Source organism: Imperialibacter sp. EC-SDR9, assembly GCF_902498805.1.
Lineage (GTDB): Bacteria > Bacteroidota > Bacteroidia > Cytophagales > Cyclobacteriaceae > Imperialibacter.
In genome coordinates this window covers 1-26,380 of sequence record NZ_LR701596.1, presented here as the reverse complement: position 1 = coordinate 26,380, position 26,380 = coordinate 1, and the positions used below count along the sequence as shown (strand labels likewise).

At 47.0% G+C, this 26,380-nt stretch carries 23 protein-coding genes, 1 tRNA gene and 1 pseudogene; 13 read left to right on the top strand and 12 right to left on the bottom strand.

Annotation, left to right across the window (positions count from 1 at the left end):
* Window positions 1-84 precede the first annotated feature (84 nt).
* Window positions 85-2,838: an amylo-alpha-1,6-glucosidase gene (locus GC130_RS19705; protein WP_152000070.1), complete on the bottom strand. Its 2,754-nt coding sequence runs from the start codon at window positions 2,836-2,838 to the stop codon at window positions 85-87.
* 57 nt (window positions 2,839-2,895) lie between these two features.
* On the opposite strand from GC130_RS19705, the gene GC130_RS19700 reads away from it, so the two are divergent.
* Both GC130_RS19700 and GC130_RS19695 read left to right on the top strand, forming a co-directional pair.
* A complete protein-coding gene (locus GC130_RS19700) occupies window positions 2,896-4,326 on the top strand; it encodes an ATP-binding protein (protein ID WP_226940554.1) in 1,431 nt (476 codons plus the stop codon).
* A 3-nt stretch (window positions 4,327-4,329) separates the two neighbouring features.
* Window positions 4,330-5,994, top strand: coding sequence for an FAD-dependent oxidoreductase (locus GC130_RS19695; protein WP_152000069.1), 1,665 nt, complete (start codon window positions 4,330-4,332; stop codon window positions 5,992-5,994).
* 16 nt (window positions 5,995-6,010) lie between these two features.
* Here the strand turns inward: GC130_RS19695 and GC130_RS19690 are convergent, their stop codons facing one another.
* From GC130_RS19690 to egtB, 9 genes are all read right to left on the bottom strand, one after another.
* On the bottom strand, window positions 6,011-6,619 hold the full coding sequence (locus GC130_RS19690) for a hypothetical protein (RefSeq protein ID WP_152000068.1): 609 nt from the start codon (window positions 6,617-6,619) through the stop codon (window positions 6,011-6,013).
* Window positions 6,620-6,623: 4 nt separating this feature from the next.
* Window positions 6,624-7,112: an RNA polymerase sigma factor gene (locus GC130_RS19685; RefSeq protein ID WP_152000067.1), complete on the bottom strand. Its 489-nt coding sequence runs from the start codon at window positions 7,110-7,112 to the stop codon at window positions 6,624-6,626.
* Between the two features lie 145 nt (window positions 7,113-7,257).
* Window positions 7,258-8,136, bottom strand: a complete 879-nt coding sequence (locus GC130_RS19680; RefSeq protein ID WP_193217920.1) for a kelch repeat-containing protein — start codon at window positions 8,134-8,136, stop codon at window positions 7,258-7,260.
* 191 nt (window positions 8,137-8,327) lie between these two features.
* Window positions 8,328-8,780, bottom strand: a complete 453-nt coding sequence (gene arsN2, locus GC130_RS19675) for an arsenic resistance N-acetyltransferase ArsN2 (protein ID WP_193217919.1) — start codon at window positions 8,778-8,780, stop codon at window positions 8,328-8,330.
* An 85-nt stretch (window positions 8,781-8,865) separates the two neighbouring features.
* A complete protein-coding gene (locus GC130_RS19670; protein ID WP_152000064.1) occupies window positions 8,866-9,471 on the bottom strand; it encodes a carboxypeptidase-like regulatory domain-containing protein in 606 nt (201 codons plus the stop codon).
* Between the two features lie 2 nt (window positions 9,472-9,473).
* Window positions 9,474-10,526 carry a M42 family metallopeptidase gene (locus GC130_RS19665; protein ID WP_152000063.1) on the bottom strand — a complete coding sequence of 351 codons (1,053 nt, stop codon included), beginning with the start codon at window positions 10,524-10,526 and terminating at the stop codon, window positions 9,474-9,476.
* Between the two features lie 85 nt (window positions 10,527-10,611).
* A tRNA-Leu gene (locus tag GC130_RS19660) sits at window positions 10,612-10,695 on the bottom strand.
* 73 nt (window positions 10,696-10,768) lie between these two features.
* Complete coding sequence (locus tag GC130_RS19655; RefSeq protein ID WP_152000062.1) at window positions 10,769-11,749, bottom strand: L-histidine N(alpha)-methyltransferase; 981 nt, start codon at window positions 11,747-11,749, stop codon at window positions 10,769-10,771.
* A 7-nt stretch (window positions 11,750-11,756) separates the two neighbouring features.
* Window positions 11,757-13,022 (bottom strand): ergothioneine biosynthesis protein EgtB, encoded by a 1,266-nt coding sequence (gene egtB / locus GC130_RS19650; protein WP_152000061.1) that lies wholly within the window; start codon window positions 13,020-13,022, stop codon window positions 11,757-11,759.
* A 181-nt stretch (window positions 13,023-13,203) separates the two neighbouring features.
* On the opposite strand from egtB, the gene GC130_RS19645 reads away from it, so the two are divergent.
* Genes GC130_RS19645 through GC130_RS19630 form a run of 4 tightly spaced genes read left to right on the top strand, consistent with a single transcriptional unit; the run spans window position 13,204 to window position 18,402 of the window.
* Window positions 13,204-13,887, top strand: a complete 684-nt coding sequence (locus GC130_RS19645; protein ID WP_193217918.1) for a TetR/AcrR family transcriptional regulator — start codon at window positions 13,204-13,206, stop codon at window positions 13,885-13,887.
* Between the two features lie 12 nt (window positions 13,888-13,899).
* The gene (locus GC130_RS19640) at window positions 13,900-15,645 is read left to right on the top strand and encodes a peptidase domain-containing ABC transporter (protein WP_152000060.1); all 1,746 of its coding nucleotides are present in this window, start codon (window positions 13,900-13,902) and stop codon (window positions 15,643-15,645) included.
* Window positions 15,646-15,649: 4 nt separating this feature from the next.
* Window positions 15,650-17,005: an HlyD family secretion protein gene (locus GC130_RS19635; RefSeq protein WP_152000059.1), complete on the top strand. Its 1,356-nt coding sequence runs from the start codon at window positions 15,650-15,652 to the stop codon at window positions 17,003-17,005.
* A complete protein-coding gene (locus GC130_RS19630) occupies window positions 17,002-18,402 on the top strand; it encodes a TolC family protein (protein WP_152000058.1) in 1,401 nt (466 codons plus the stop codon). Before GC130_RS19635 ends, GC130_RS19630 begins: the two co-directional genes overlap by 4 nt.
* Before the next feature lie 98 nt (window positions 18,403-18,500).
* On the opposite strand, the gene GC130_RS19625 is transcribed toward GC130_RS19630, so the two are convergent.
* Entirely contained in the window at window positions 18,501-19,040 is a 540-nt protein-coding gene (locus tag GC130_RS19625; RefSeq protein ID WP_152000057.1) for a dihydrofolate reductase family protein, read from the bottom strand.
* A gap of 646 nt (window positions 19,041-19,686) precedes the next feature.
* Here GC130_RS19625 and lspA point away from each other — a divergent pair.
* From lspA to GC130_RS19590, 7 genes and pseudogenes are all read left to right on the top strand, one after another.
* Window positions 19,687-20,211 (top strand): annotated as a pseudogene (gene lspA, locus GC130_RS19620) (signal peptidase II).
* Window positions 20,212-20,229: 18 nt separating this feature from the next.
* Window positions 20,230-20,874: a hypothetical protein gene (locus tag GC130_RS19615; RefSeq protein WP_152000056.1), complete on the top strand. Its 645-nt coding sequence runs from the start codon at window positions 20,230-20,232 to the stop codon at window positions 20,872-20,874.
* A gap of 169 nt (window positions 20,875-21,043) precedes the next feature.
* Complete coding sequence (locus GC130_RS19610; RefSeq protein WP_152000055.1) at window positions 21,044-21,442, top strand: hypothetical protein; 399 nt, start codon at window positions 21,044-21,046, stop codon at window positions 21,440-21,442.
* 179 nt (window positions 21,443-21,621) lie between these two features.
* On the top strand, window positions 21,622-21,972 hold the full coding sequence (locus tag GC130_RS19605) for a type II toxin-antitoxin system RelE/ParE family toxin (protein ID WP_152000054.1): 351 nt from the start codon (window positions 21,622-21,624) through the stop codon (window positions 21,970-21,972).
* The gene (locus tag GC130_RS19600) at window positions 21,969-22,280 is read left to right on the top strand and encodes a helix-turn-helix domain-containing protein (RefSeq protein WP_152000053.1); all 312 of its coding nucleotides are present in this window, start codon (window positions 21,969-21,971) and stop codon (window positions 22,278-22,280) included. The genes GC130_RS19605 and GC130_RS19600 overlap by 4 nt, the downstream gene beginning before the upstream one ends.
* A 151-nt stretch (window positions 22,281-22,431) precedes the next feature.
* On the top strand, window positions 22,432-22,629 hold the full coding sequence (locus GC130_RS19595; RefSeq protein WP_152000052.1) for a hypothetical protein: 198 nt from the start codon (window positions 22,432-22,434) through the stop codon (window positions 22,627-22,629).
* The gene (locus GC130_RS19590; protein ID WP_193217917.1) at window positions 22,626-22,895 is read left to right on the top strand and encodes a type II toxin-antitoxin system RelE/ParE family toxin; all 270 of its coding nucleotides are present in this window, start codon (window positions 22,626-22,628) and stop codon (window positions 22,893-22,895) included. Before GC130_RS19595 ends, GC130_RS19590 begins: the two co-directional genes overlap by 4 nt.
* Before the next feature lie 32 nt (window positions 22,896-22,927).
* On the opposite strand, the gene rapA is transcribed toward GC130_RS19590, so the two are convergent.
* The gene (gene rapA, locus GC130_RS19585) at window positions 22,928-25,759 is read right to left on the bottom strand and encodes an RNA polymerase-associated protein RapA (protein ID WP_152000050.1); all 2,832 of its coding nucleotides are present in this window, start codon (window positions 25,757-25,759) and stop codon (window positions 22,928-22,930) included.
* Between the last annotated feature and the right edge of the window lie 621 nt (window positions 25,760-26,380).

The following is a 26,380-nucleotide window of genomic DNA, read 5'->3' as shown; positions in this document are numbered from 1 at the left end:
AAATCGATGTTTAAGTAGTTTTTGGGGAATATAAGGAATTCTGAAATAAACCGTTAGCTGAAAGTGATGAACAAAGTTCGCAAGTCAATCACCTTTCCGAGAGTTTTTGGACTCCTGACTGGTTGGTGAATAAACATCCCAGATCATCCTGTTTACAATGCCCGCCCAAATATAGGTGCGATGATAGCCAGCCCAGGGCTCGTCGGGGCTGTAAAATTCCCATAGATTGTGGTTCTCCTTTAACTGATAGATCATACTGGCCGAAACCCGATCCACTAATTCCTTTGCCTCAGCATCGTATCCGTAGTTCTGTAGACCACGCTGAATCAGGTAGTCCCATTCTACCCACACTGGGCCGTTCCAGTAACCTTTGTCGTTGTAAAAAGGGTCATCTGCCGCAAGGCTCGGCACGCCATAAGGCCGCCAGAACTTCTCTGGATTGGTCAGATGTTCGAGGAGTCGGGCAGCCTGTTCTTTTGACGCAATGTCAGCCCACATTGGTAAAAAGCCGATAATTTCCATGCGCTTCAGATCGTCGGTTTTCTCAAAAGTAAAGTCGTTGTCAGCTTTGTCGGCATTGAAGTAAAAACCCGTTTCCTCGTCCCAGAAAGTGTCATTGATCAGCTGGCTTCTTTTTTCGTAGTCTGATTTCCACTTTTCTGCGTCGGCTGTTTTTCCAAGTGCTGTAGCCATTTGTTCGAGGGACTTCGCTTCCATCACCAGCATCGAATTAAGGTCAACACCCTCAAAGTTCGCTGGCCAGCCAACTTCATCCCACACTGCCACATCGGCGTCCCTCACCGACTCCAATACGGCATGCCCGCCCCATTCGCAAAGTCCGTCGCCGTCTTTGTCACGGTTGGAAACATAGAACTCGTAAAACCTTTTGCTCGACTCATACATTTCCGCTAAAAATGCTTTGTCTTGAGTGATTTTATATACTTCCCAGTTGATCCAGGCATACCACGGCGCCGAGGAGGTGAGCTCTCCCTCGTGCTCGATGATTTCGTCCAGATAGCCGCCTGTCCGGTAGTTGATATAGCCGTTTTCGTACTGTCGCTCTTTGAACACTCTTTGGGAATTCATCGCCAGTTCCGGATCCTGTAGCGCCAGTGCCAGCATGGTCAGGCTTTCGTGAAACACCTGCCCGCCATGGCCCCAACCCCACACGGGTTCACGGCTGAAAACATAGAATGGGTAGCTGCTTTTTCCCTCAGCGGGGTAAAACACCTGCTGCATCATGTTCCAGCCCGACAGGTATAGCAACTGTTGGTCGGCTGTAAGACCGGGCAGCGGCGGCATGCTTTCCAGGTAGGCCAGCCTGCCTCCCATGTCCAGGGTGAAGTCTTTATCCAGGAGCTTTTCCGCCTCTTTCCAGGCCGTTTTTTTCTTCAAAGGGACCACCGACCTTGCTACCCGAATGCTGGTCGATTCGCCGGGAGCTAGTGTGATGCTTTTGCTATACGCCGCCATTTTGAAGTATTTCAGGCTGTCATCTTTCCAGTCATTGGCCACAATTGCCTGTTTGAGCGAATGGCCAGACAGGGTATTCCGTTCCCGGGTGTGTATCCCAATTTCTCCACCCGCACCAGCACCCACTGCGATGAAACAGTAGAGGTCATCTGTGGGCAGCTGCACCATCAGGTTGGTGGTGGATAGCGGCCTGGTAAATTGCGTGTAGTAGCTGTCGTTTTCCTTTTTCCTGTAAATGATAACCTGGCTGCCATCCGATGGTTTGGTCCAGCTGAGCGCCGCTCTGTTTTTTTCCTGCATGATCACTTCAAATCTTTGCGGTGTAGCTGGCAATTTAATGTCAGAAGGTCGCAGGCTACCTGAAAACTGGGTGCGTGCCGACGGAATGGAGTCGGTTCGCTGCGCAACGATGCCCAATGTTTCGTCGACTGCGGTAAGTGTGTATTGCGCAGCCCTGCCAGTGCCCGGTAGTTGACTGAGCTCCATGCGAAAATAGCCGTCTGAATTCAGTGTGCCCTGGAGGCTCCCAAAGACAGGGCTGCTTTCGGTCAAAAGATGTTTTGTGTCGTTGTCAACATAGGCCTGGAGTCTCACCTCAGGAAGTTGTGTCATTACCCGTTGGCCACCCTCGTTGTAAAGCCTGCCGTTTACTTCTGTCACTGGGTTTTTCTCCGGTAATACCTTCCAGGGTAAATAGCTGGCTTCTCCTGAAAAAGAGCTGAAAGCACCAGCCTGATCTGGCTCAACCGACATTTTGAAAAGGTTTTGCAGCGAATCGGTAAATGGCACTTTATGTCCGACCGTCCAGGTGTCTGGGAATTCCTCGTGGTTAAAGTGTAGTGCTCCGTCCCCGAGCCTATAGCCATTGAAAAGTCTGCTATTTCCCTGAACAAAAGGGATGTAGTCAAAAGAAACGGTAGAATCGGTATTGTTGGTAAATGTGCTTTCCAGTAGAGAAGACACAGAGCTGTACACTAGAAACTTACTCTTTACTTCAATGCCAGCAATTGGCGAAAATGAAAAGTTTACTTCATCAGGAAACGACGATTGGATGACTGGTTTTTGTGCGTAGTCACCCGTTTTATAAATCCAACTGTCCTTTGTTGCGAAAGAAAACCCAATTTCTCCACCTGTGTCTGAAGTAAAAACAGGGGATGTTTCGTCATCATTAAAAACGAACTCATAGCCTTCATCGAGGACAAAGGCTGAGCGATCTCTGGCAGCAGCGTAGGTGGTATAGATCGGTGACGAGGCATCTGCATTAATGCCGGGTATGTTTTCGCTGACTTGCTGTGGCGTTTCGCAGCTATGGAGGAAACAGACGGAAAATATAAGAAATGGAACTAAAGAATCTCTTTTTAGCATTTTGGTGATATCTTTTGTGAAAGATACCAAATTGAAAGAAGCCTCAAACCTTCTTCAATGCCAAAGGTGTCTTTCGAACCATCATTTATCAATATGGATTTATTAAAAGCACTACAGGAGAACCCTAGCCTCCAGGGGGTTTCGGATGACCAGCTACAGTGGCTGATCGACAATTCCGAATGCCGGGACTTCAAGGAGGGGGAGTTCTTATTTAAAAAAGGAGATGCTACAGATCATATGATGATTGTCCTTTCAGGAAAGGCAAGGGCATATTCTACACAAAATAACCAGAAGCGTGAGCTTTTTGAGCTTGAACCGCCCGACATAAGTGGGCTTTTGCCTTTTTCCAGATTAAAAACGGCGGTAGGTTCGGCAGAGGTGGTGCAGCCAACCACTGTGTTGCTTACTTCCCGGGAAAAACTGAAAGAGCTTGTGTGCACCCACTATGATTTGACCGAGAAGCTCGTGCAGCAAATGACGTCCAGGGTGCGGGAGTTTACTTCTATGCAGCGGCAAAATGAAAAGATGATGGCCCTGGGCAAGCTCTCTGCGGGCCTTGCCCACGAGCTTAACAACCCTGCCGCAGCAATTGTCAGAAGTTCCGATGAACTGAAAAAGCACCTGGCCTACACCCCTGAAAGGTTCAAGCAGGTGATATCGATGAAGCTTGAAGAGGAGCAAGTAGATGCTGTGAATGCTATTCTTTATGAAAAAGCCAAAGCGGGGCGTCAAAACCTGGGGTTGAGAGAGAGAAATAAACATGAAGAAGAAATTCTGGACTGGTTCGACGACAATGACCTGGAAGGGGGAGACGACCTTGCGGAAAACTTTATCGAATATGGAATAGGGCCCAAGGAACTGGATATGGTTCGGGAATATATTCCAGAAAAAGAGCTTCTGCCAGTGCTGTTCTGGCTCGACAATGTATTGACCACCGAACGCATGGTTGGCGATATCAACGAGGCCTCCACCCGCATTTCCAAGCTGGTACAGTCGGTGAAATCGTACTCTCACATGGATAGGGGGCACGACAAAGCCCCGACCAATATCCACATTGGCATCAAGGATACGCTGACGATGCTTGACCACAAAATCCGGAAGGCCAGTATTTCGTTGGCCATCGACGTGGCTTCGGGTATTCCTCCTATTAATCTGCTGGCTGGGGAAATGAACCAGGTGTGGACAAATATTATCGACAACGCCATTGATGCGCTGGAAGGAGTGCCTTCACCGATGCTAACAGTGAAGTCGGTAAAAGATGGCGAGTTTGTGAAGGTGCATATCATCGATAACGGCCCTGGCATTCCTCCAGACCTGCTAAGCAAGATTTTCGACCCCTTTTTCACGACCAAAGAGGTGGGAAAGGGCTCTGGGCTCGGGCTTGAAATTGCCAAGAATATTGTAGAACAACACAATGGCACGCTAAAGGCCACCTCTCGTCCGGGTGAAACTATTTTTACCGTATGTATCCCATTGAAAGACAACTAACCTATGAAGAAGCCGGTTATTTTTTCGGTTGATGACGACCCCCAGGTACTAAAAGCGATACGCAGAGATTTGCGTAATGAGTTTCGTGACGACTACAGGATTATGAATACCGAGTCGGCCAATGAAGGGCTGGAGGTACTGCTGGATATCAAAAAGGCGGGAGAGGAGGTGGCCCTGTTTATTTCCGACCAACGCATGCCCGAAATGGAGGGGGTGGCTTTTCTGGAAAAGGCCAGGGTAATCTTTCCTGAAGCAAAGCGGGTGTTGTTAACCGCCTATTCCGACACTGACGCAGCCATCAAGGCCATCAATGATGTGCAGCTCGACTACTACCTGATGAAGCCCTGGGATCCGCCTGAGGAAAAGCTTTTTCCGATCCTCAACGACCTTCTGGACGAGTGGCAGGCTGGCTACATACCTGATTTTGACGGATTGAGGATCCTTGGGTACCAATTCAGCCCTAAAACCCACTCACTGAAGGATTTTCTTTCCGGCAACCTGTTTCCTTTCCAATGGCTGGATGTGGAAACCAATGAGAAAGCCAAAGAGCTTATTGCGCTGCATGCTTTGATGGCGCAGGATTTCCCCGCTGTGGTTTTGGACAATGGCACGGTGCTGAAGGGAGTGACAGCCGAAACTTTGGCTGAAAGTATAGGCCTGAATCCCCGGGCTAAGGAAGAGCTGTACGATGTGGTGATCATAGGTGCCGGACCGGCTGGCCTGGCCGCCGGGGTTTATGGTGGCTCGGAGGGCTTGAAAACCCTGCTGGTTGAGCGACGTGCTCCCGGTGGGCAGGCGGGTACCAGCTCAAGAATTGAGAACTATCTCGGCTTCCCAAGCGGGTTGAGCGGAGCTGACCTGTCAAGGAGAGCAATCACGCAGGCCACCAGGTTTGGTGTTGAATTTTTATCTCCACAAGCAGTAAATAAAGTGGAGGTAAAGGATCCTTACAAAATTATCACACTGGCCAATGGAAGTGTTATCCATACGAAGAGTGTGGTGATTACCACCGGTGTGGACTATCGCAAGCTGGACACCAAAGGGTTGGAGCAATTCACCGGAGCGGGGGTGTACTACGGAGCCGCCACCACCGAAGCTGCCGCCTGCAAAGACGGCGATGTGTTTGTGGTAGGGGGCGGCAACTCTGCCGGGCAGGGCGCCATGTATCTTTCAAGATTCGCCAGAAAAGTATTCATTGTTGTTCGCAAGGAAGACCTTACTTCCACCATGTCATCTTACCTCATCGATCAGATCAACGCAACACCAAACATTGAACTCGTTCCTTGCACCGAGGTTACAGAAGCTTTTGGTGAGAATGAGCGGCTTACTCACCTTGAGCTATCCAATATTTCGAACGGCCAGAAAAGAAAAGTAGAAGCAAGGGCGATCTTTATTTTCATTGGTGCCAAGCCCTACACAGAATGGTTGGGAGATCTTATCATTAAAAATGAAAAGGGATTTATTGCCACAGGTCGTGATTTGGTGCAGTTTCCTGATTTTAAAAAGAAGTGGAAACAATCAAGAGAGCCGTTTGCGCTGGAGACTTGCCAACCGGGCGTTTTTGCTGCCGGCGATGTGAGGATGAATGCGATGAACAGGGTGGCGTCAGCTGTGGGAGAGGGCGCTATGGCCATCAGCTTTGTGCACAGGTACCTGGAGGAGATCTAGTGTGCGATGGGGAGTGCTATTCTTTTTCGAGCTCGGCAATATGTGACTCCAGCTCATTCAGGTATTTGCCAAAGGACACCTTGTTCATCCACCGGGCCAGCAGGTGGCTGAGTGGGGTGAGCACGATCCAGCAAGCGATAAGCAGAATAATAGCGGTGCGACTTTCGAAAAACTCATCAAGGGTTGCCTGAGTCGTAAAGCCCAGAAGAAAGCCCGCCGTAAGAGCCACAGGATAGATGAAGAGTGCGATCCTTTCTTCCTGTCGCAACACCTTACTTACAAACGCATGATAGTTTTTCAGGTTGGTCAGCAGGCCCTCGTCCATGGGAATGCCCGCCTTGATTCGTTTGTTCTGGCTTAAGAACAGGAAGAAGGCAGTGAAGTAAACGCCCGCCATAAAAAACTGCAAGCCGCTCACCAGAGGCTCTTTTATTTTGATGCCGATGTAAAGGAAAATAAATGTAAATACGACAATAAAGGCCAGTTTGATCGTAAATCCCGTTTGTATTTTCTGGACAGGGCCGTGCGATTTTTTGTGCATGGCTTCCAGAATATCCTTGTCGTCCAGTATCCCCATGGAGAACTGATCCATTTGCATTTTATCCCATGTTTTTTTCAAGTCCATACCCTTAGCCGTTTAATTTTTTGGTCAATTGCTGCTTGATCCTGTGGAGTTTGACCGCCACATGATTCTTAGTCAAACCGGTGATCTCGGCTATTTCCTCATTTTCGTAACCATCCAAATGGAGAGAAACGATTGCCCTGTCCGTTTCTCCAAGCGATTTGATGGCCATCATGAGCATTTCTGTATCATCATTTTTGTCACCAGGCAATGCGTAGCCTGATGCCTTTTCTAAATCATCAGTAGGTATTCTGCTGTTTTTTCTCCTGAACGTGAGCACAGTATTCAGGCTCACCTTGTACAGCCAGGTAGAAAATTTAGAACGCCCGTCGAACCTTGTAAAGGAATGCCATGCCTGAAGAACGATCTCCTGGTACAGGTCCTTTTGGTCTTCAGTATTATCGATATAAAGCCGTATGACCTTATAGATAATGCCGGCATTCTCTTTTACCAGCGACATATATTGCGCCTGAAGATCCGACTGAAGGTGGGGCATTAGGTTGATTTGGTTTGGGTAATAGGTATTGGCTCTTGAGCTATAATTACAGGCTTTTGCAATTTTTACGCAGAAGGTAAGCTTATTTATTCAGTTGGAGAATAAAGGACAAAATTGTTTTCATAGCCAGGAGATGTGCTGACAATCACTCCTCCATCATCAGTTCGGTCAATGGTATTTTGAAAGTTTTGTTGCTGGCTGTTCTCCCTTCGTCCCAGGTGCCCCCGAAAATATACAAATAATCGCCTATGATAGCGGAGCCTGGGGATACGATTGTCATCCAGGTTTCAAACTCCTTGAACGAGCCGTCTCTGATGTCTATCCGGCCGATAACATTGTTTTCCTGCCCTACATTGGAAAGGAATATGTAAGGATACCTGGCAGCAACGGAGAAATGGCTGGCGGCGTAAGGCAAGTATCCCACGGTTTCCCAAAAATCTCCTTCAAAATCGTAGCGCCATATGTCTGCGTAGGTGTGTTCGTTGTCAAACCCACCAAAAGTATACAGGCTATTGCCAACCACTGCTCCGTAAGTACCACGGGCGGAAGGCATCGGCGCCAGGTCTTCCCATTCACCGGATGCAGGGTTGTAGCTAACCATACGATTGGAGAAGTGTGATGATCCGTCTTCCTCGAAGGCTATCCCCCCAAAAACATAGGCTTTACTATTCCAGTGAACTACCTGGCTTCCCTGAGCCCAGTGAGGATTGCTTCGCAGGTAGTCGATATGGTAGTCTCTAAGGTCAAGGATTTCAAGAGGGAAAGTGTAAAAGTCACCTTTCTGAATGTCGGCGAAGCCAGTGGATACTATTATGTTGAAATTTGGTAGATATACGCTATTGGTGTGCCCCTTTACAAGTGGTTTGTCATTGAAATGGGCCTTTTCCCATCCTCCGGCAAAAGGCGAAAACAAATAGACTTCTCCAACAGATTGCCTTGCTCGGCCTAGAAACGTGGTTCCCCCAATAGAAAAGATAATTTTTCCATCGGTAGCGTAGCCCATCTCAAATATGCCGGTTGGCATGCTCGGGCCTCTAAGGATTTTAACCGAAGATGGTAAGCGAAGGCTTTTGCAACCGCTGCTAAATATGAGAAGAAAGATAAGTAGGCTTTTGGACAATTGACTCAACATAGCAAGACTGGGAAATCAATATGCTTATTTAGCCAATTTAGGTGGATTCCCCATGAGAAATGCGATTAGTTATTGCCTTTGGCCTACAAATCAAGCGCTTTGTGCATAAAAACAGCAGAGGAGGGGCATAAGTCGGAAAATTCGGAAGTATTTTTTATCACATCAGGTGCGGTATTCCTGTCGGCTGTTTGGTACCCTGCTCTTTCAAAAAATATAGCGGCTGTGGTGGTAAGCAGATAAAAATCTGTAATGCCATTGGCCATTGCATCATTTTCAATGGATCGAACGAGATGGCTGCCATATCCTTTTCCTTTTTTCTGAGGGGGCACGCAAACCGAGCGAAGCAGGGCCTTGTCCTGATACGCCTCCAGGCCTCCCAGGGCCAGTAGAGTTTGGCCGTCGAACAGGCCGAACAACGTCACCTTTTCCGAAATATCGGAAACCACCAGTGACGCTTCACCCAATAATGCTGTCGCCACTGCTAATTCACTTGTTGTGATTGAACGGAACTGGGTTGAAGATAACGTAGTATTCATAGTAAAGCCATTTAGTACACAATGTAATGGCATTTGGTGTATGAATCCAGCCTTAGGTGAGGCTTTTAACCGACTGAGAGGTCAGTCATTTTTGGTTTTTCTTCTTTAGCTCTTCTATGAAGTCCAGCCACCTCACGGGGTCGAGGAAATGATTAGGGGGAATTTGGCCTGTCAGCAGATAGATTTGCCGGTTCTTTAGCTGTTCATCGTAGTATTTTTCCGATTCATAGGAGTTTCTCATCGTGGCCTCGAGCTCTTTCTGCATCTTATTGGTTTTGTCCTGCTCGGTTGGTGGGAGGGTAACACCAAGGAAGGCAGAATGAAATTGTGAGGCAGAGGGCCAGGGATAAACCTTGAGCTCTTTGAGCACTACAGTCGACTTTTCCATTAACTCCAGCATGGCATAGCGGCTTTCGGTCATGCCTGCAGGAATAATAAGCTCCGATGTCTTATAACCCACCATCGAAAACTGCACTGTGTCGGTGGGGTGGACGAGCAAGGTAAAGAGCCCCTGAGAGCTGGTGATAGTGCCGTGGAAAGAGCCTTTCACCAGCACGGTGGCAAATGGAAGCGGCTCCAGGCTTTCTTTATCGAGCAGGCTACCGGTAATTTGCACGGTGGCGGGCTGCTGGGCAAAGCCGCCAGACATAGCACTGCTTACTAAAAACAGCAAGAGAAATAGTCTTTTCATAGTTAGTGGCTCCAGTTGTACTGGTCTAACTCTGATAACGCAGAAGAGAGCAAATTAATGCACGATTGTACGTCTTCTTTGTGGGCCATTTCAATTACCTGATGCAAATGGCGGGTAGGGATGGAAATAGCACCTGAAATAGCGCCGTTTTTACCCATTCTCTGCACATAGGCCGTATCGGTGCCGCCTGCGGTAAGAATTTCAGGTTGCCATTTTATTTTATTTTTATCAGCCGTTTTTTTCAAGTAGTCTACCATTCGGTAGTCGCAGATAGCTGATGAATCCATGATTTTGATGGCGGCACCTTTCGAAAGTTCCGTCACCTTTTCATGGGCTTGCGCTCCTGGCACATCGAAGGCAATGGTGGTGTCGAGCGCCAGGCCAAAATCGGGATTGATGGAGTGCGCCGCTATCTGGGCACCTCTGAGGCCAACTTCCTCCTGAACCGTAAACACCCCATAAATGTCGTGAGGAAAATTTTTGATGTTTCGGAGCGTCTCAATCAAAATAAAGACGGAAATTCTATTGTCAATCGACTTGCAGTTAACACAGTTTCCCATTTCAATCAATTCCCTCTCCCGGGTAACGGAGTCGCCAATGCTGATATATTTTACCACTTCGTCCTTATCCATTCCCATGTCGATGAAGAAATCGGTGGTCTCCGGGAGCTTCTTTTTTTCTTCAGCGCTCATTACGTGCACCGGCTTGGTGCCCATTACGCCAATCAGGTCTTTCTTGCCGTGAACGATAACTCTTTGGGCAGTCAGTGTCTTTGGATCGAAGCCGCCGAGCGTATGAAAACGAAGGAAGCCGGCATCGTCAATATGCTTCACAATGAAGCCTATTTCGTCCATGTGTGCGGCAACCATTACCTTTTTATTATCCTTGTTATTTTTAGCCTTTTTTACGCAGACGATGTTGCCGATGTTGTCAACCTCCACCGTGTCCACCAAAGGAGTGACCTCTTTGATAACCAAGTCTCTGATCCTTTTTTCGTATCCTGGAGCACCGGGAGTTTCACATATTTTTTTTAGAAGGGGAATATCTAGGCTCATTTCACTAGGAATAAGTGTGTTATTTATCGCACAAATATGCGTGAAAATAGTGAAAAATAAAAGTTTTGGGAAGATAGAAAAGAAGTGCGCAAAGGGGGATTCGAACCCCCACGGGCTAACGCCCACTACCCCCTCAAAGTAGCGTGTATACCAATTTCACCACTTGCGCATTAAAACTTCAATTGGGAGTGCAAAGATAGACGAGCGTTAATTAATCACAAAGGATTTTCTCCGGTAAACTATCAGGTAGCCACCCACAGGGAATCAGTAAAATATTCATCCGTGTCCTGGAGGTTTTTTACAACACCAAAACCACTGCTGGCAGCCAATTCGTTAATTGTTTCGAAATCAAACTTCCTGGAGATCTCCACATGAATGGGCTCCCATTTTTTGAAGTAGTAAGTGGCCTCTGTTGCCTGTACGGTCACTTCTTGTTCGGCAAGGCTAATTAAATAACTCTTGCACTCACCTGACTGCGGGTCGTACGACTGATAGTGCTTGAATTTTGTCAAATCAAAATTGGCACCGAGCTCTATGTTGAGCCTTTTGAGCAGATTCATATTGAAATCTCTCGTAACTCCGCTGGCATCGTCGTAAGCGTTTCGGATCACGTGCGGATCCTTCTTCATATCAAAGCCGATAAGTACCATGTCGCCTTCGTTCAGACTTGCCCTGAGCGAGGAAAGGAAACTGATGGCTTGCTTCTGCCTGAAGTTGCCAATATTTGACCCCAGAAACAGCACCACCTTTCGCTGCCCGTCGGTCTTTTGCATTTGGTTCAGGACTTCGAAATATTCGCCTTCCATGCCTTGTACCTGCAAAGATGGGAGCTCTGTTTGGAGAGAGCTTTCCAATTCCTGAAGCACATTGCCTGATATGTCGATGGGCCGGTAGTCGAGTTTTGCGTGTTGCTCTGTGAAGTAACGCAGCAGCACCTTGGTTTTCCAACCATCCCCAGCACCAAATTCCATTAAATGAAAGGCAGTTCCCTGGTCGGCAAAATATTGAAGAAGCAGCTCCTTGTGTTCTTCAAATATGGCATACTCAGCCCTGGAGAGATAATACTCATCCAGTTGCATGATTTTTTGAAACAGCCTGTCTCCTTCTGCATCGTAGAAGTACCTGGAAGAAATGGCCTTGGGGCTTGCAGAAAGGCCCGAATCTATTTCGGACGCAAAGGTGTCGGTTGGAAGCAATACTTCCTCATTGAGTTCTTTTTCCATAGATGGTTTAGATGTGTTTGGCGAGCCTGATGCCAGTGAACTGCCAGCGCAAATTGGGCTGAAAGAAATTACGATAAGTGGCCCTGATGTGGTTGGCAGGTGTGGCGCATGACCCACCCCGCAGCACCATTTGGTTGACCATAAATTTCCCGTTGTATTCCCCCACAGCGCCTTCTTCAGTTTTGAAATACGGGTAGGGCAGGTAGGCACTTTGAGTCCACTCCCAGGCATCCCCAAAGAGTTGTAAGTTGCCCGGCTTTTGCGCTACCGGGTGGTAGCGTTCGCTTTCCACAAAATTGGAAGTGGAGGGGGCCGAAGGACTTAGCTGGCGAGATGCGGCCTCCCACTCAAACTCAGTAGGCAGCCTTAGTCCAGCCCAGCGGGCAAAAGCTTCTGCTTCATAATAATTTATGTGTGTGACAGGAAGTGAGGGGTCGATTGGCTGAAGGCCGCCGAGTGTGTATTGGTGCCAAACGCCATCCATTTTGTGCCAGTACATCGGTGCCTCTGCCTTTTCAGTATTCAGCCAGGCCCATCCGTCCGACAGCCAGAGCCGGAAGTCCTGATAGCCGCCTGCTCTGATGAACTCCAGATATTCGCCGCAGGTAACAAGGCTGTTGCGAATCGCAAAGGGATGAAGGAAAACCTTGTGTACGCCTTTTTCATTGTCGAAGTGGAAGCCCTGTCCCTGGAAACCAATGGTGTGCATGCCCTCCTTTATCTCAGAAAAAGACACGTCATTGGCAGCAGTCGAATTTTTAGCTACCGATGGCCTGTACAGTGGTTGCAGAGGGTTGTTACCCAGAATATATTTAATGTCCGTTAAGAGCAGCTCCTGGTGCTGCTGCTCATGATTGAGGCCAAGCGCCAGAAGGGTGGCAGCTCGCTCCGGTATGCTTTCACTATCTCCGAGCCAGGCCAGCAAGTGTGCATCCACATGTTTTCTGTAGGCGAATACGTCGGACACCGTTGGCCTCGATAGATTCCCTCTGTCGGTTCGTACCACCCGCTTCCCTACAGACTCATAGTAGCTATTGAAAACAAAATTATAGCTGTCGTTGAAGAGCTGGTAGTCTTTTACATAGGGTTGCAAGATAAAGGTTTCGAAAAACCAGGTAGTGTGGCCCAGGTGCCACTTTGGTGGACTCACGTCCACAACCGGCTGAACGACAAAGTCTTCTGTTTGAAGTGGCTCACAAAGTTTTTCTGACTGTGATCTTACCTGCTGGAATGAATCTATTAGTTGAAGGGTTGGGCTTTCTATCAGTTCCATAGATGAATTTAGGTAATGCTTTAAAGTAAAACCATTTTAATCAGCTATGGTTCCTGCGAAATAGAAGCGTCACGACATTTTACCGAAAAAGTGACAAAGATTTTTTTCGCAAACAGTTAAACAATTTGGAGCCTGGTTCGTAATAGTAATACTATTGTTGTAGATATTCTTACTTTTGTGCATGTCAGTGATTACTATCCAAATTGGAGAAAACTACTATAGTAAAGATCCGCAGTCTACTGAGCTCGGGAAAAAAATTATTTCAGCGAGCATCGAATTGCTTGACCAGCTAGGATTTGAAGAGTTTACATTCAAAAAACTGGCAGAAAGCATTGGGTCGACCGAAGCATCGATTTACCGGTATTTTGAAAACAAATTGAAGCTATTGGTATACCTCACTTCCTGGTATTGGGCTTGGCTGGAATATATGATCGACTACAAAACCCATCATATTCAGGACAAAGCACTCAAGCTCAAAGAAATCATCAAAATTCTTTGTCATGCCGACCAGAGTAATCTGAGCATGGATTTGCCAGGCGTAAACACAGTTTGTCTGCGGCATGTGGTGGTGAGCGAGGCAGACAAAACCTACCTCACTAAAAAAGTGGATGAGATCAACAACCAGGGGCTCTTCATGGGATTCAAATCGCTCTGCCACAAAATTGCCTTGACTATTTCGGCCATTAGCCCGTCATTCGAGTACCCCCATGCTGTTGCCACCACAATTCTCGAAGCGTCACATCAGCAAGCTTTTTTTGCGATGCATTTGCCTTCTCTCACCGAGATAAGGAGAGACGGCGAAGAAAGTGTGGAAGATCAGGTGTACCGCTTTATTGATGTATTGATTTCTAAATTGCTGAAGTAAAAAATTTCCAAAATGAAAGGTGACGGCCTCAACATAGAAAATAAGAGTGTAGGTGATGAATCAAAATTATCACCCGTCAAGCGTTTGTTCAGAATGCTGTCGCTCGACAAGCGAGAGATCTTTGTTATTTACGCCTATGCGATTTTCTATGGACTAATCAATCTGTCGCTGCCACTGGGCGTGCAGGCGATCATCGGCTTTGTCACCAGTGCCGAATTTTCCTCTTCCTGGGGGCTGCTGATATTTATCGTTGTGCTGGGTGTGGCTACCGCCGGCATCATACAAATCCTTCAACTGTCGCTAACTGAATTGCTTCAGCGCCGCATTTTCACACGGGCGTCTTTCGAGTTTGCTTACCGGATTCCCAGGTTTAAAATGGAAGCCATCTCCGGCTTTTACCCACCGGAACTGATGAACCGTTTTTTTGATACACTGAACGTTCAGAAGGGACTTCCCAAGATCCTGATAGACGCATCCACGTCGGTACTACAGATTTTCTTCGGGTTGATTCTCTTGTCTTTTTACCACCCTTTCTTCGTTTTCTTTGGTATCGTACTCATTGGCCTGATGTCCCTCATTTTTCTTGTCACAGGATCCAGAGGGCTAAAGACCAGCATTATGGAATCGAAATACAAGTACCAGGTGGCCCATTGGCTTGAAGAGCTGGCCAGGGTGATGGGCACTTTCAAGCTGGCCGGAAAGACCAGCCTGCCCATCGATAAAATGAACTACTATGTAAGCAACTACCTCAAGTTCAGAAAGCAGCATTTCAACATCCTCATCTTGCAGTTTTCGAATATTGTGGCCTTCAAAACTATTGTTACTTGTGGTATTTTAATTCTGGGCAGCATTCTGGTCATCAATCAGGAAATCAACCTGGGGCAATTTGTAGCTTCGGAGATCATCATTCTTTTGGTGCTTAACTCTTCAGAGAAACTGATTCTCAGTATGGAAACGGTGTATGACGTACTTACGGGGCTGGAAAAGCTGGGACAGGTAACTGACATAGAATTGGAGAGTGATGAGGGCATCGATTTAAATGAAATCGCAAAAGGAAAAGGAATTTCTCTGGAAGTAACGGGACTTACGTACCAATTTCCCGGTACTGACAAGCCTGCTGTGAATGGAGTAGACCTCAAGGTGGCCGTGGGCGAAAAAGTGTGTATCACTGGCGTCAATCAATCGGGCAAGTCAACGTTACTGGCGTTGCTCTCAGGTTTGTATAATGACTATAGCGGTTCGATCCACTTCAATGGCATACCACTGGGCGACATCAATATTATGAGTTTTCGCTCTTTTATTGGTGACAACCTGGGCATGCAGGATCTTTTCTACGGCACATTGGAGGAGAATATCACAGTTGGAAAGGAGGGCATCAACATTGAAGACATGCTTTGGGCGATAGAGGAGGTCGGCTTAGGTGAATATTTCAGGTCACTTCCCAAGGGGCTCAATACCATGATTCAACCTGAAGGCCAGGGCCTATCCACGAGTACCAGGCAGAAAATCATTTTGGCTCGAACAATCTCAGAGAGGCCTAAGCTGATTGTGATGGATCACACAATGCATGGGCTGGACTTTGAAGACAGAAAACATATCAGCTCCATACTGACGGATTCCAACGCCAAGTGGACATTACTGGCAGTTACCAACGACCCGCTCATGCTCTCAAAATGTGATAAAGTAATTACCATGGAATACGGGAAAATAGTGGACATAGAAACAAGGGCTCACATGAAGCAGCCCAAAAAGAAGTAGACCAATGTTAAACATTTCAAATAATTCGATCAACCGTGATGAGGTGCTTAAGGACCAATCGGCCTATCAGGATGTGATGGAAACATCTGCTTCCCGGAGGTTGGTCTACCTGTTGTCGGCGCTTCTATTTGTTTTTCTGGTGATATTGTTTTTCCCCTGGACGCAAAATATCAGGGCCCGGGGTAAACTCACTACGCTCCGCCCCGAAAATAGGGAACAAAACATTCATTCGATGATTACAGGGCGAATTGAGAATTGGTTTGTTCGTGAGGGCGAGTTGGTTAGAAAAGGCGACACCATCGTATTTATTTCGGAAGTCAAATCAGAATACCTGGATCCCCAGCTCATTGAGCGATCAACTAATCAGACGGATGCTAAAAAAGCGTCGATAGACACATATGTGGACAAAGCCCGGGCCCTGGCTGATCAGATTGTGGCCTTGCAGAAAAATCAAATATTGAAAGCAGAGCAGGCAGAAAACTACTTCAATCAGTCGAGGTTGAAGGTGCTATCGGACAGTATCGATTTTGAAACGGCACTGGTTAATTATGAAATAGCGCAAAAGCAGTTCGACCGCCAGCAGACGTTGTACGACCAGGGCTTGAAGTCGCTGACTGAACTGGAACAGAGAAAGCAGAAGCTTCAGGAGGCTTTGTACAAGAAGATTTCTATTGAAAATAAATGGCTGGCCAGCAAGAATGAGTTCATCAATGCAAAGCTTAATTTAAGTGTCATACAAAACGAGTTTTCGGAGAAAATAGCGAAAGCAAAATCCGACCGCATGTCGGCGATTTCCGATGCCTTGCAAGCGGAGGGCGACTTCAACAAACTTTCGATACAGCAATCAAGTTACACCAAAAGGTCGGGGTTTTATTACATTACCGCTCCGCAGGATGGTTATGTAACGAAAGCAAGGATCACCGGAATTGGGGAGACGGTGAAAGAAGGGGAAGCGGTTTTTAGTTTAATCCCAACCAACTTTGACCTCGCTGTGGAAATGTATGTGCGGCCGATTGACCTTCCGCTGATAGAAGAGGGTCGCAAAGTACAGCTACAGTTCGACGGATGGCCAGCCCTGGTTTTCAACGGGTGGCCGGGCATGTCGTTTGGCACCTACTCCGGCCGGATTGTGGCTTACGACAAAGCGGCCAGTGCGAACGGCCAGTTTAGGGTGCTTGTTGCCCCCGACCCCAACACGGCCGAGTGGCCGCAATTGTTAAGGCTGGGCTCCGGCACGTATGGCATAGCACTGCTCAAAAAAGTACCTGTTTGGTACGAGTTGTGGAGAAATTTGAACGGCTTTCCTCCCGATTTCTACAAAGAGGAAACAGCCTACAATCCCGACAAAAAATCAAAATGAGACAACTGAGGTTATTGATCATTTTAGCTTTTCTGGGAGCCGGTCATCTGGCCTGGCCGCAGCAAGCCGCAACCGGTTGGCTGAGCTTGGGCGAGTTTTATGAGCTGGTGAACGAGCACCATCCCATTGCCAGGCAGGCCACTCTGCTCAATACAAGGGGAGGCCTTGCGGTCAACCTGGCGAGGGGAGCTTTTGATCCAAAGCTCGTGTCCGATTTCAACAGAAAAAACTTTGACGGGAAAAACTACTATGATATTTGGAACACTTATGTGCAGGTGCCCACGTTGCTCAATGTGGACCTGAAGGCGGGGTATGAGCGAAACAAGGGCCTGTACCTCAGCCCGGAAAACACGGTGCCGGTGGATGGGCTTTACTATGCGGGCGTTTCGGTGCCCGTGGGGCAGGGTTTGATCCGAAACGAGCGAACCATTGGGCTTCAAAAAGGCAAATATGAGGCGCTGGCGTTTGAGAACGAAGCGAACAATGTGCTCAACAACCTTTTTCTGGATGCCAACTATGCTTACTGGTGGTGGTATGAAAATCATATGAAGAGGGAGGCCATGCAAACCAACCTAAGGCTTATCAGGCAGAGGTTTGAAGGAGTAAGGCAGGGAGCTATTAGCGGAGAAAATGCTACGATTGACAGTGTGGAGATGCTGATTCAGGTGCAGCAATGGTCCAATGAGCTGAGGGAGGCTGAGCTCAACCTGCAAAATAGTACGCTGCTTATGCAAAACTTTGTTTGGGTTGATAGCCTCGATGTGGTAGCGTTGCGTCCTTATCCTGAGGACAGCACTGTTGCTCCTGACCTCGACAGCTACCTCGACTGGGCGTTGGCCAATCACCCCGACCTGAAGAAGCTGAACATTGAAAGCAATGTGCTTGAGCTGGACAGGAAATTGAGCAGCGATCAGCTAAAGCCTGTGATTGACGTGAATTACAATATGCTGTTCGCCGGTCAGAACGATTTGGAGATAGCCAATTATGACAACAACTATAAGCTCGGCGTAGATTTTGTATTTCCGCTGCTTTTAAGAAAGGAGAGGGCAAAGCTCAAGATCGTCAAGATCAAGCAGCAGGAATATGACTTGAAGATCACTCAGAAGAATAGGGAAGTGATCAATAAAATTCAGCAGAGCTATAACAAAGTATATACCCTGGAAGAAATGATCGACCAGCAGCGAGAAATGCAAGTCAATTATGAACGCATGCTGCAGGCCGAGCTTACCAAATTCGAAAATGGAGAGAGTTCCATTTTTCTGATCAACAGCCGGGAAAACAAAAAGCTACAGGGGCAGATCAAGCTGATTGAGCTTGAGGCGAAATACAACCGCTCCCTGGGCGAGCTCAAGTGGGCGACGGGTAAGCTTTATGAAGAGATTGGGGGAGTGGAGTAGAAGGTGCTGCACCTTGCATTCACAAAAAAGAAGCACCACGGCAGGTGCTAAACAAAAGTGCTGCCATGGTACTGGCTTCGGTAGTGTTGAACAAATCGTTACAGGTAATCTATCTCATAGTTCAAAAGAAAAACACCGCCCTTATAAGCAATTGAATTCAGCTCACGCAGACGATATGTTTCCTCGGAACCCTCGAAAAGCTTGATGCCGGCCCCAAAAAGTACCGGGTTCAGCTTGATTTTGAGTTCATCAATGAGCTTATGGGCCAGCAAAAAGCTCGCAAACTTTCCCCCTCCACACATATAAATCGGCGATCCTACAGTTTCCTTGAGTGCGTGCAAGGCGTCTATCTGATTATCGCCTATGACTTTTACCTGCTCGTGCGCATTTTCAAAATGCAGCGAACGGGAGAAGATATAGTTCATCATGTGTGGGTAGGCGGGTTGCCCTGGCCGCAGACCGTAGTTGTAACCATATTCATACGTGTGCATGCCCATGATGACCGTGTCGTACTCCTTCAGACTTTCCAGGTAGTCGGAAACATGTTCTCCCTCTTCAAGGAAACCCTTGGTGGTGCCGTCTTTGTGGGCAATGTAGCCGTCGAGCGTTGAGGCTACGTGGTATATTATTTTTCGCATGGTGTATCAGTTTGAATGAAAAAATAGTTGAATGCCAATATTGAAACTGGCGTATCAGGCTGCAATGATTCCGGGGTAATGCTGTGCTCCGCAAAGGATAAGGTCAAACACCAAAGCAAAATGGAATGCATGTTATCATTAACAATGAACAACCCGGATCGGAAACCTGATGTAACGGGAGTGGCGGGATTATACTTGCCTGATCAATTCAGGAAGCCATTTGTGCCACGGGAAGATGTGAAAAAATTATCTGATCATGTTTGAAAGTCCCTCAGTTTGCACCGAAGCCGTGGCAAATATAAGGCTTTGGTTGAAAAACAGAAAAGGAGCCAGGGAAGACCCTTTCCGGTTATGCCCTTTATCGTCTCGTGTATAGCGCTTATTCGTTTTCGGTTATGCCCTTAACCGACCCCTTGTTATGCGCTTAACACCCACCCTGTTATGCCCTTAACTGCCACCTAGTTAAAGGCTTAACAGGTACCCTGTTAAGCGCTTAACTGAAGATGGTCTTTTTATGGGGTGAAAAAGAGAAGTTTGGATGGGTGAAAATTGTTAGATTAGGGGGAACTTCGGTTAGTTGGGGTTATTTAGTTGTTTGGCAGCAAGGCCATGGGACAAAGTATTTACGATAAGACTAGACAGACATATGAAGCCAAAAGGAATTTTAAGGACTCTTATAATCCTGACTATTTTGAGTTCAAATATTGCGTGCGACCAGATTTCAAAAAACATTGCCCGACAAACAATTGACGACAACGAACAAATAGGCTTGATTAATAGCTATTTGACGTTGACAAAGGTTGAAAACACGGGGGCATTTTTAAGTGTTGGGCACAATTTACCTTCACCGATAAAATCTTTATTGCTGACTGTTTTACCTTTAGTAGTACTCGGATTAGCTCTTGTCTAGTTACTGACCAAAAAAGGCCTATCTAACTTGACAGTGTTAGGAATCTGCTTTATGGTTGGTGGTGGGGTTGGGAATATTTACGACAGACTTATTTATGGTTCAGTGACAGATTTTCTGCACATTGACTTTGTCCTATTTCAAACTGGAATTTTCAACATGGCTGACGTTTCAATTATGACAGGAATGTTTGTGATTTTATTTGATTCATATCTCAAACGAGCAAAATTGATTCATACTGGCGTTAGCAGCGACAAATTGTAGAGGGATCCAGCTACATTTATGAAAAGCATTTACGAATTCAAAAAAAAAACTGACGACTTGCCTTCCACAGATTTGCTAAAGCAAGTGGAATATTACAGGAAGAATTCCAGTGAAATTTTCATGATTGATGAGTCAGTTGACCAGGAACATTATCGAGCTAAAATGAAGCTCACAGGCGACTATGGAATGGCTTTATCGGCTAATAGCAATTATTCCGAAGCGTATCCAATTTTAACGAAGGCGATTGCTCTATGGAGAACTGACCCATACCAGGGCGAAACACAACTGGAAGATATTTCTTATTTCCAACACCTCCTTTTCCACCAGGGGATGGCTGCATTTTACAAAAAGAACATCAACGAGGCTAAGGAAACGTTTAAACGGCTCGTGGAAAAAGACCCCACGAACTATAGATATCAAAACTGGCAAGTTACTGTTTCACTTTATCGGCTCAACGCCATTTCTAGAATCTTCGGCTATGTGTTTTTGGCGATAATTGTACTGAGAATTCTCCTCAAGTCTATCCTGCCGGACTGGGTTGATAGTTTCTACAATCCAGTTTTCGCTGCCTTTCTTTTGGGCTACTTGTCAATTGAGATAATTAAATGGCGTAACAAGTCAAAGTTAAAAAAGGGGCGTGCGATAGCGGCAAAGGAAGGCTAATGCTGCTAGCACGAACTATAGCGAATATGGCCCTCGTCGGTAAACTGACGGCTGCTGGCTTGGAATCTCCGCCACATATTATATTTGTTAAAGTGGCTAAGTGCAAGCAGAGCTACATAGAACTCCGACACTTACTTAAGCAAGGTGTTAGTTTTTATCAGTTTCACTCATGAGAATTGCATTTTTAGTATCAATAACTCTCAACATGCTAACAGGGTGTTTTCCTTTTGCAGATGGTGATACTGAATTCATAAATGAGACCAATTACTATGTCTATGGTGAACCTAACCTTGATAAAGGTGTTCACATTGGATATGAAGATAAAGAATGGGGCGGAATTGGATTAATAGAGGCACCAGTAACAGCTATTGGGTATTCTGAGGACTATATCTTTGCCAAAAGAGAATTTGAGAAACCTGAGTATTTTATTTTTAAAGTAATTGATTCTGGCATCCACTCCGATGCGGAGAGTAATATCATCGGACCACTTGACTCATTAAATTTTACTAGTGAACTAGAAGCCCTGGGTGTTGACGATTTTTATTGGAAATCTACGTTTGCGAAATAGCGCAGATGCTGACCCCCCCCATCCCGCAAGTGGCCGCCGGGCCGCGCAGGCTTGTTGGGTCATCTATTTCGGCGTCTCGCCGCTACCAATAAATGCTAACTCGTCTCAACTGCAGGCCCTTCTCTTTTCCGGTAATTGTTTCTTAATAAGGAAACAATTATCTTTGTGTTAAAAGCGCAATGGCTGAGCGGTTTAGGGTTGAGTTCATGGAAGAAGCGGCTGACTTTCTGGCAAGTTTGCCAGTTAAATCCAGGGAAAAGGTTCTCTTTAATATCTGGAAGGCAAGAAATGCTAACGACAAGGAGCTCTTCAAAAAGCTGACGGGTGATGTTTGGGAATTCCGAACGCTCTATCAAAAAACCTACATCCGCTTTTTCGCATTCTGGGATAAACATGATGGTTTAGATACAGTGGTGATCTCGACCCACGGAATAATCAAGAAAACAGGAAAGCTACCCAAATCGGAAATAGAAAGAGCCGAAAAATTGAGACAGAGGTATTTTAATGACAAAACGGGAATGAAGCCATGAAGACATATACACTTGAAGAACTGACGGATAAGCATGTTGGCAAGAAGGGTACTCCAAATCGGGAAGCCTTTGAATATGAATTGAGAATGGACTTATTGGGGCAAGCCATTAAGGATGCTCGCAAAGAACGTCATCTCACTCAGGAGCAGCTTGGTGCATTGGTAGGGGTTAAAAAAGCTCAAATCTCTAAACTGGAGAATAGCCTAACCGATGCTCGATTTGAGACAATCATAAAAGTGTTTAAGGCCCTCAATGCCAAGATAAACTTTAACGTGGAGCTTCTTGATCACAAAATGGATATTGCTTGAAACCGTTGGTGGTTTATGGTGATGGGATGTAAAATTCCACTACTGCATTAAATTTTATCCTGAACTGATAATGCGTGGGCCAGCTCAGTTTCTTCTGACCAGATATTCTCGTTTTTAGTATGAAGTCATATCTTTATTGAAATTTAGTAATATGGGAGCTATCATTATTAAGGCTGACAAAAAAAGTAACAAACTGTTGTCGGATCTTGCTAAAAAGCTAGGCGGAGACGTAATAAACGTTGCAGACGATCAGTTCGAGGACTTTGCTATTGGTTCAGCCATGGACGCTATCAAGACTGGTGAGACAGTTGATCGTGATTCCATAATGACCAAATTGAGGGCAAAGTGATTATTGAATTTGACAAGTCATTTGCGAAATCACTTGACAAAACCAAGAACAGATCGCTCTACCACAAAATAGAAAAATTGATCTCCGAATTGGAGAAGTCAGACTCCGTCTTGGATTTGCCAAACATAAAGAAGCTAACCGGTTTCAAAAACTATTATCGAGCCAGAATAGGGGAGTACCGGATAGGGTTTGAGAAAATCAACGAAACCACTTTCCGCTTTATCATTGTTGCTCACAGAAAAGACATCTACAAGCTCTTTCCATAGCAATTGGGCATGAGAGTGTTGCGATAACAAACTCACTCCCCCTCCCTCACCAGCTGCACGGCATCCATTCTGATGCGGGCGTTTTTGATGAGAGAGGCAAGTTTGGCCCGCTCTTCGAGTGCCAGCTGAATTTCTTCCGGCCTGACGTTCTCGTTTTTATCGTGAAGCGCCTTCAGTCGCCCGATTTCATGGTTCATCGTAACGCTCATTTCTTGCATTCCTTTCAAAACTTCGTCCGCTTTTAGCCCTTCGGCCACCGCCGTTGCCGCTTTGAGCATGCTAGGAAGAATTTCATCTACGAGCGTATCATTCTCCAGCATATCTTCGACCCGTCCGGGTCTCAGGTGTTGATCGAACAGTTCAATAGGATAATCATCCGTTACATCCTCGCCGCCATGATCAACCACCACCCTGAGCGGCGTGGCAGGCAGAAAGCGATCCACATGCGTGCTTTGCCCGCCTGAAGTTTCCAGCACAAAGAGCACTTCCAAAAGGATGGCAGAGTTCCTGGTTCCCCGGAGGACGCCATAGCTGGCCCCTCCCGTGCCCAAGCTCAACACCATGTCCATGGCGCCTGTGGTCATGGGATGATCCCAGCTAACGAAACTCATATCTTCCCTGGCCAGGGCACGTTTCCGGTCGAAAGTAACCGCCATGCCTTCGTCAGGTAGGGAAGGGAATTTGTATGTATTGGCCTGCGTAGGGTGCAGCAAATACGTTCGGGGTGCCAGGTCTTCCATATCAATAGAAAAATGGTGAAAAACCTGAATCATGTACTTCTCCAGCCCCATGTCAAGATCGGCCTCTCCGATCTGCTCCATCAGTTTTTTAGCCACTTCGGGTCGAAAGGAATTCATTTCAAGCAATCGATCACGGCCATTGGCAAGCATCTGCTTTAGGTCTTGCTGAAAGGTAGCGGTGTCAGCAATGAGTGATTTCAATTGGTTGTCTGCCTTGGGTGACCCAACCGACTGTGTGGCTTCCTTCAACCGCTCGCCAAACAATTGCGCCAGTTGATTGCCGCCTTCCAGGTTTTCTTCAAAGGCATTGAGCCCCTCATGAAACCACCTCACCAGCACTTCCTGCGGGCTGCCAATAAGGTAAGGCACATGGATCTGGATATCTTCCGACTGCCCTATCCGATCCAATCGCCCAATCCTTTGCTCCAGCAACTCCGGATGAGCTGGTAAATCGAACAAAATAAGGTGGTGGGCAAATTGAAAATTCCTGCCCTCACTGCCAATTTCGGAGCAGAGAAGCAGTCGGGCACCATCAGGCTCAGCAAACCAGGCCGCATTCCTATCTCGCTGCACAATGGTAAGGTCTTCGTGGAAAACGGCCACTTTGATGCCGCTGAGCTGACCTAAAGCACTTTCCAATGCCAGCACTTTTTCTTTGCTCCGGCAAATGAGCACTGCCTTTGCAGGCTTTAGCTTCTTCATCAGCTTCACCAGCCAGCTCACCCTTGGGTCTTCTTCGAACCAAAACTTCTGTGAAGGGGCATCAGCTAATGATGGCTCTGAGTCGAGGGCATATTCCTGCGACAACCGATCTATCCACAAGTTGTGCTGCTCATCTGCTTTGATAGGAACAAGATGCGCCTTCCGCTTGGGGAACCCACTCATAGCCGATCGGGTGTTTCGGAACACCACCCGGCCCGGCCCGTGCTGGTCGAGCAAATCTTCAATAAGGTTGTTATTTGCTGTTTCACCTTCTTTTGCCAGGGTGGTTAGTCTCTCCTTGCCAAACATCGATTCCAGCAACTGGGTGTCGGCTGCCTGCAAGGGCTTTCCTGACGAGAGCGCTTCTACAATATTGGCGATGGCTTTGTAGTCGTGCGGCTCATTTTTGAATGCTTCGTAGTTGGCGTACCTGTCCGGATCCAACAGCCTAAGCCGGGCGAAATGACTTTCCACACCCAACTGCTCAGGCGTGGCGGTCAACAGCAGCAGCCCTTTGGCGGCTTTACTCAGAAGCTCCACAATACCATACTCTGGGCTGACCTTGTCGACGGACCATTCCAAATGATGGGCTTCGTCTACCACCAGCATGTCCCAACCGGCCGACAGCGCCTGCCGTGCCCGCACTTGTGAGCCCGCTAAAAAAGACGTGCTGCAAATGATCAACTGATCATCCAGAAATGGATTGGCATCGGGTGCGCCACCATCCAGCGAGGCGCATCGTACTTCATCGTAAATATGAAACCACAAATTGAATCGCCTCAGCATTTCCACAAACCACTGGTGAACCAGTGAGTCGGGCACGAGGATCAGCACCCTTGAAATACGCCCTGTCAGCAGCAGGCGGTGGAGGATCAAACAGGCTTCAATGGTTTTGCCAAGCCCGACCTGGTCCGACAGCAGCACCCGGGGTGCATGTCGGCTGCTCACCTCATGGGCGATATATAGCTGGTGGGGTATCAGGTCAATCCGGCCCCCCACAAACCCATTGATGGGCGAAATTCTGCGGTTGTGGTCGTAGTAAAGCGTCTTCCTGCGCAAGGCAAATAGTTCGGGTGTATCGACATCCCCCATAAAAAGGCGGTCGTCTACACCGTGCTTAACAGACACATCACCAAGGTCAGCCTCCGACAGCTGCCTGCCCTGACCGATATAGATAAATAAGTGCCCGTCCGCTTCCACACGCTCCACCATCAATGGACGTTTGTCCTTGTCGGCAATGGAATCGCCTGGTTTGAAAACCACTCTGCGCAGGGGTGCATTCTCCACGGTGTACTGCCTTACTTCGTCAGCTATGGGAAAGTGTAGCTTTACACGGCCTTTACTGGTCTCAGTCACAATGCCCACGCCCAATTCGGGCTCGCCTGCACTTGTCCATCGTTGATCGGGGAAGAAGTTTTCCAAAGGTTGCTAATTGTTCGGTGAATAGAGCGCTGCCCCCGGGTGAGGGCGCCTCATGGTATTAAGACTGCAAAGGTCTTCAATTTTTGGTTATGATGGTATATGTATATTGAGTACCCAGGAATACTGGTCTTTTTGCCATTGTTTTTGTGCGATTAATTAACGCAGGCCGCTTCGGCCGTTCAAATGCCCTTTTTTCCAGCAGCCCAGCGCCAACTCGTTTGCTTCGTAGCAACCACCCCATTTGCTGTGTAGCAGACCTTAGAAACACAGCTATCTTTCCGGTCAAACATAGCGATGTTTTGATATTGTGCCGCTTTCAATGGGAGGTGAGCTTTCAAATACCAGGCGGAGCAGGAAGGGTCAGTGGTATATTAGATTCATAGTATGCGGTTGGAAAACGGACATGCTGGCTTTGCTTGGGTTGTTTAGCTATTTTGATCTTTGAAGCGGAAAAATTGTTATAATTGGTATATGGCGATTGGGCATACAGAGTTGTTGAACGAAACCTCCTTACGGAGGTAGCTTTTCGAAATCCGTATCTTGAAGTGAATCATCAAACTTCAAATGTTATGAAAAAAAAGAAAAGCTAAGCCAGCGGTTCGTTCGTGAGTTGACCTTCCG

What these genes read in the sequence shown, in the direction of transcription:
- GC130_RS19705 (WP_152000070.1), bottom strand. Translation starts at nt 2,838, where the DNA reads ATGCTAAAAAGAGATTCTTTAGTTCCATTTCTTATATTTTCCGTCTGT.
- GC130_RS19700 (WP_226940554.1), top strand. Translation starts at nt 2,896, where the DNA reads ATGCCAAAGGTGTCTTTCGAACCATCATTTATCAATATGGATTTATTA.
- GC130_RS19695 (WP_152000069.1), top strand. Translation starts at nt 4,330, where the DNA reads ATGAAGAAGCCGGTTATTTTTTCGGTTGATGACGACCCCCAGGTACTA.
- GC130_RS19690 (WP_152000068.1), bottom strand. Translation starts at nt 6,619, where the DNA reads ATGGACTTGAAAAAAACATGGGATAAAATGCAAATGGATCAGTTCTCC.
- GC130_RS19685 (WP_152000067.1), bottom strand. Translation starts at nt 7,112, where the DNA reads ATGCCCCACCTTCAGTCGGATCTTCAGGCGCAATATATGTCGCTGGTA.
- GC130_RS19680 (WP_193217920.1), bottom strand. Translation starts at nt 8,136, where the DNA reads ATGCCAACCGGCATATTTGAGATGGGCTACGCTACCGATGGAAAAATT.
- arsN2 (WP_193217919.1), bottom strand. Translation starts at nt 8,780, where the DNA reads ATGAATACTACGTTATCTTCAACCCAGTTCCGTTCAATCACAACAAGT.
- GC130_RS19670 (WP_152000064.1), bottom strand. Translation starts at nt 9,471, where the DNA reads ATGAAAAGACTATTTCTCTTGCTGTTTTTAGTAAGCAGTGCTATGTCT.
- GC130_RS19665 (WP_152000063.1), bottom strand. Translation starts at nt 10,526, where the DNA reads ATGAGCCTAGATATTCCCCTTCTAAAAAAAATATGTGAAACTCCCGGT.
- GC130_RS19655 (WP_152000062.1), bottom strand. Translation starts at nt 11,749, where the DNA reads ATGGAAAAAGAACTCAATGAGGAAGTATTGCTTCCAACCGACACCTTT.
- egtB (WP_152000061.1), bottom strand. Translation starts at nt 13,022, where the DNA reads ATGGAACTGATAGAAAGCCCAACCCTTCAACTAATAGATTCATTCCAG.
- GC130_RS19645 (WP_193217918.1), top strand. Translation starts at nt 13,204, where the DNA reads ATGTCAGTGATTACTATCCAAATTGGAGAAAACTACTATAGTAAAGAT.
- GC130_RS19640 (WP_152000060.1), top strand. Translation starts at nt 13,900, where the DNA reads ATGAAAGGTGACGGCCTCAACATAGAAAATAAGAGTGTAGGTGATGAA.
- GC130_RS19635 (WP_152000059.1), top strand. Translation starts at nt 15,650, where the DNA reads ATGTTAAACATTTCAAATAATTCGATCAACCGTGATGAGGTGCTTAAG.
- GC130_RS19630 (WP_152000058.1), top strand. Translation starts at nt 17,002, where the DNA reads ATGAGACAACTGAGGTTATTGATCATTTTAGCTTTTCTGGGAGCCGGT.
- GC130_RS19625 (WP_152000057.1), bottom strand. Translation starts at nt 19,040, where the DNA reads ATGCGAAAAATAATATACCACGTAGCCTCAACGCTCGACGGCTACATT.
- GC130_RS19615 (WP_152000056.1), top strand. Translation starts at nt 20,230, where the DNA reads ATGAAAAGCATTTACGAATTCAAAAAAAAAACTGACGACTTGCCTTCC.
- GC130_RS19610 (WP_152000055.1), top strand. Translation starts at nt 21,044, where the DNA reads ATGAGAATTGCATTTTTAGTATCAATAACTCTCAACATGCTAACAGGG.
- GC130_RS19605 (WP_152000054.1), top strand. Translation starts at nt 21,622, where the DNA reads ATGGCTGAGCGGTTTAGGGTTGAGTTCATGGAAGAAGCGGCTGACTTT.
- GC130_RS19600 (WP_152000053.1), top strand. Translation starts at nt 21,969, where the DNA reads ATGAAGACATATACACTTGAAGAACTGACGGATAAGCATGTTGGCAAG.
- GC130_RS19595 (WP_152000052.1), top strand. Translation starts at nt 22,432, where the DNA reads ATGGGAGCTATCATTATTAAGGCTGACAAAAAAAGTAACAAACTGTTG.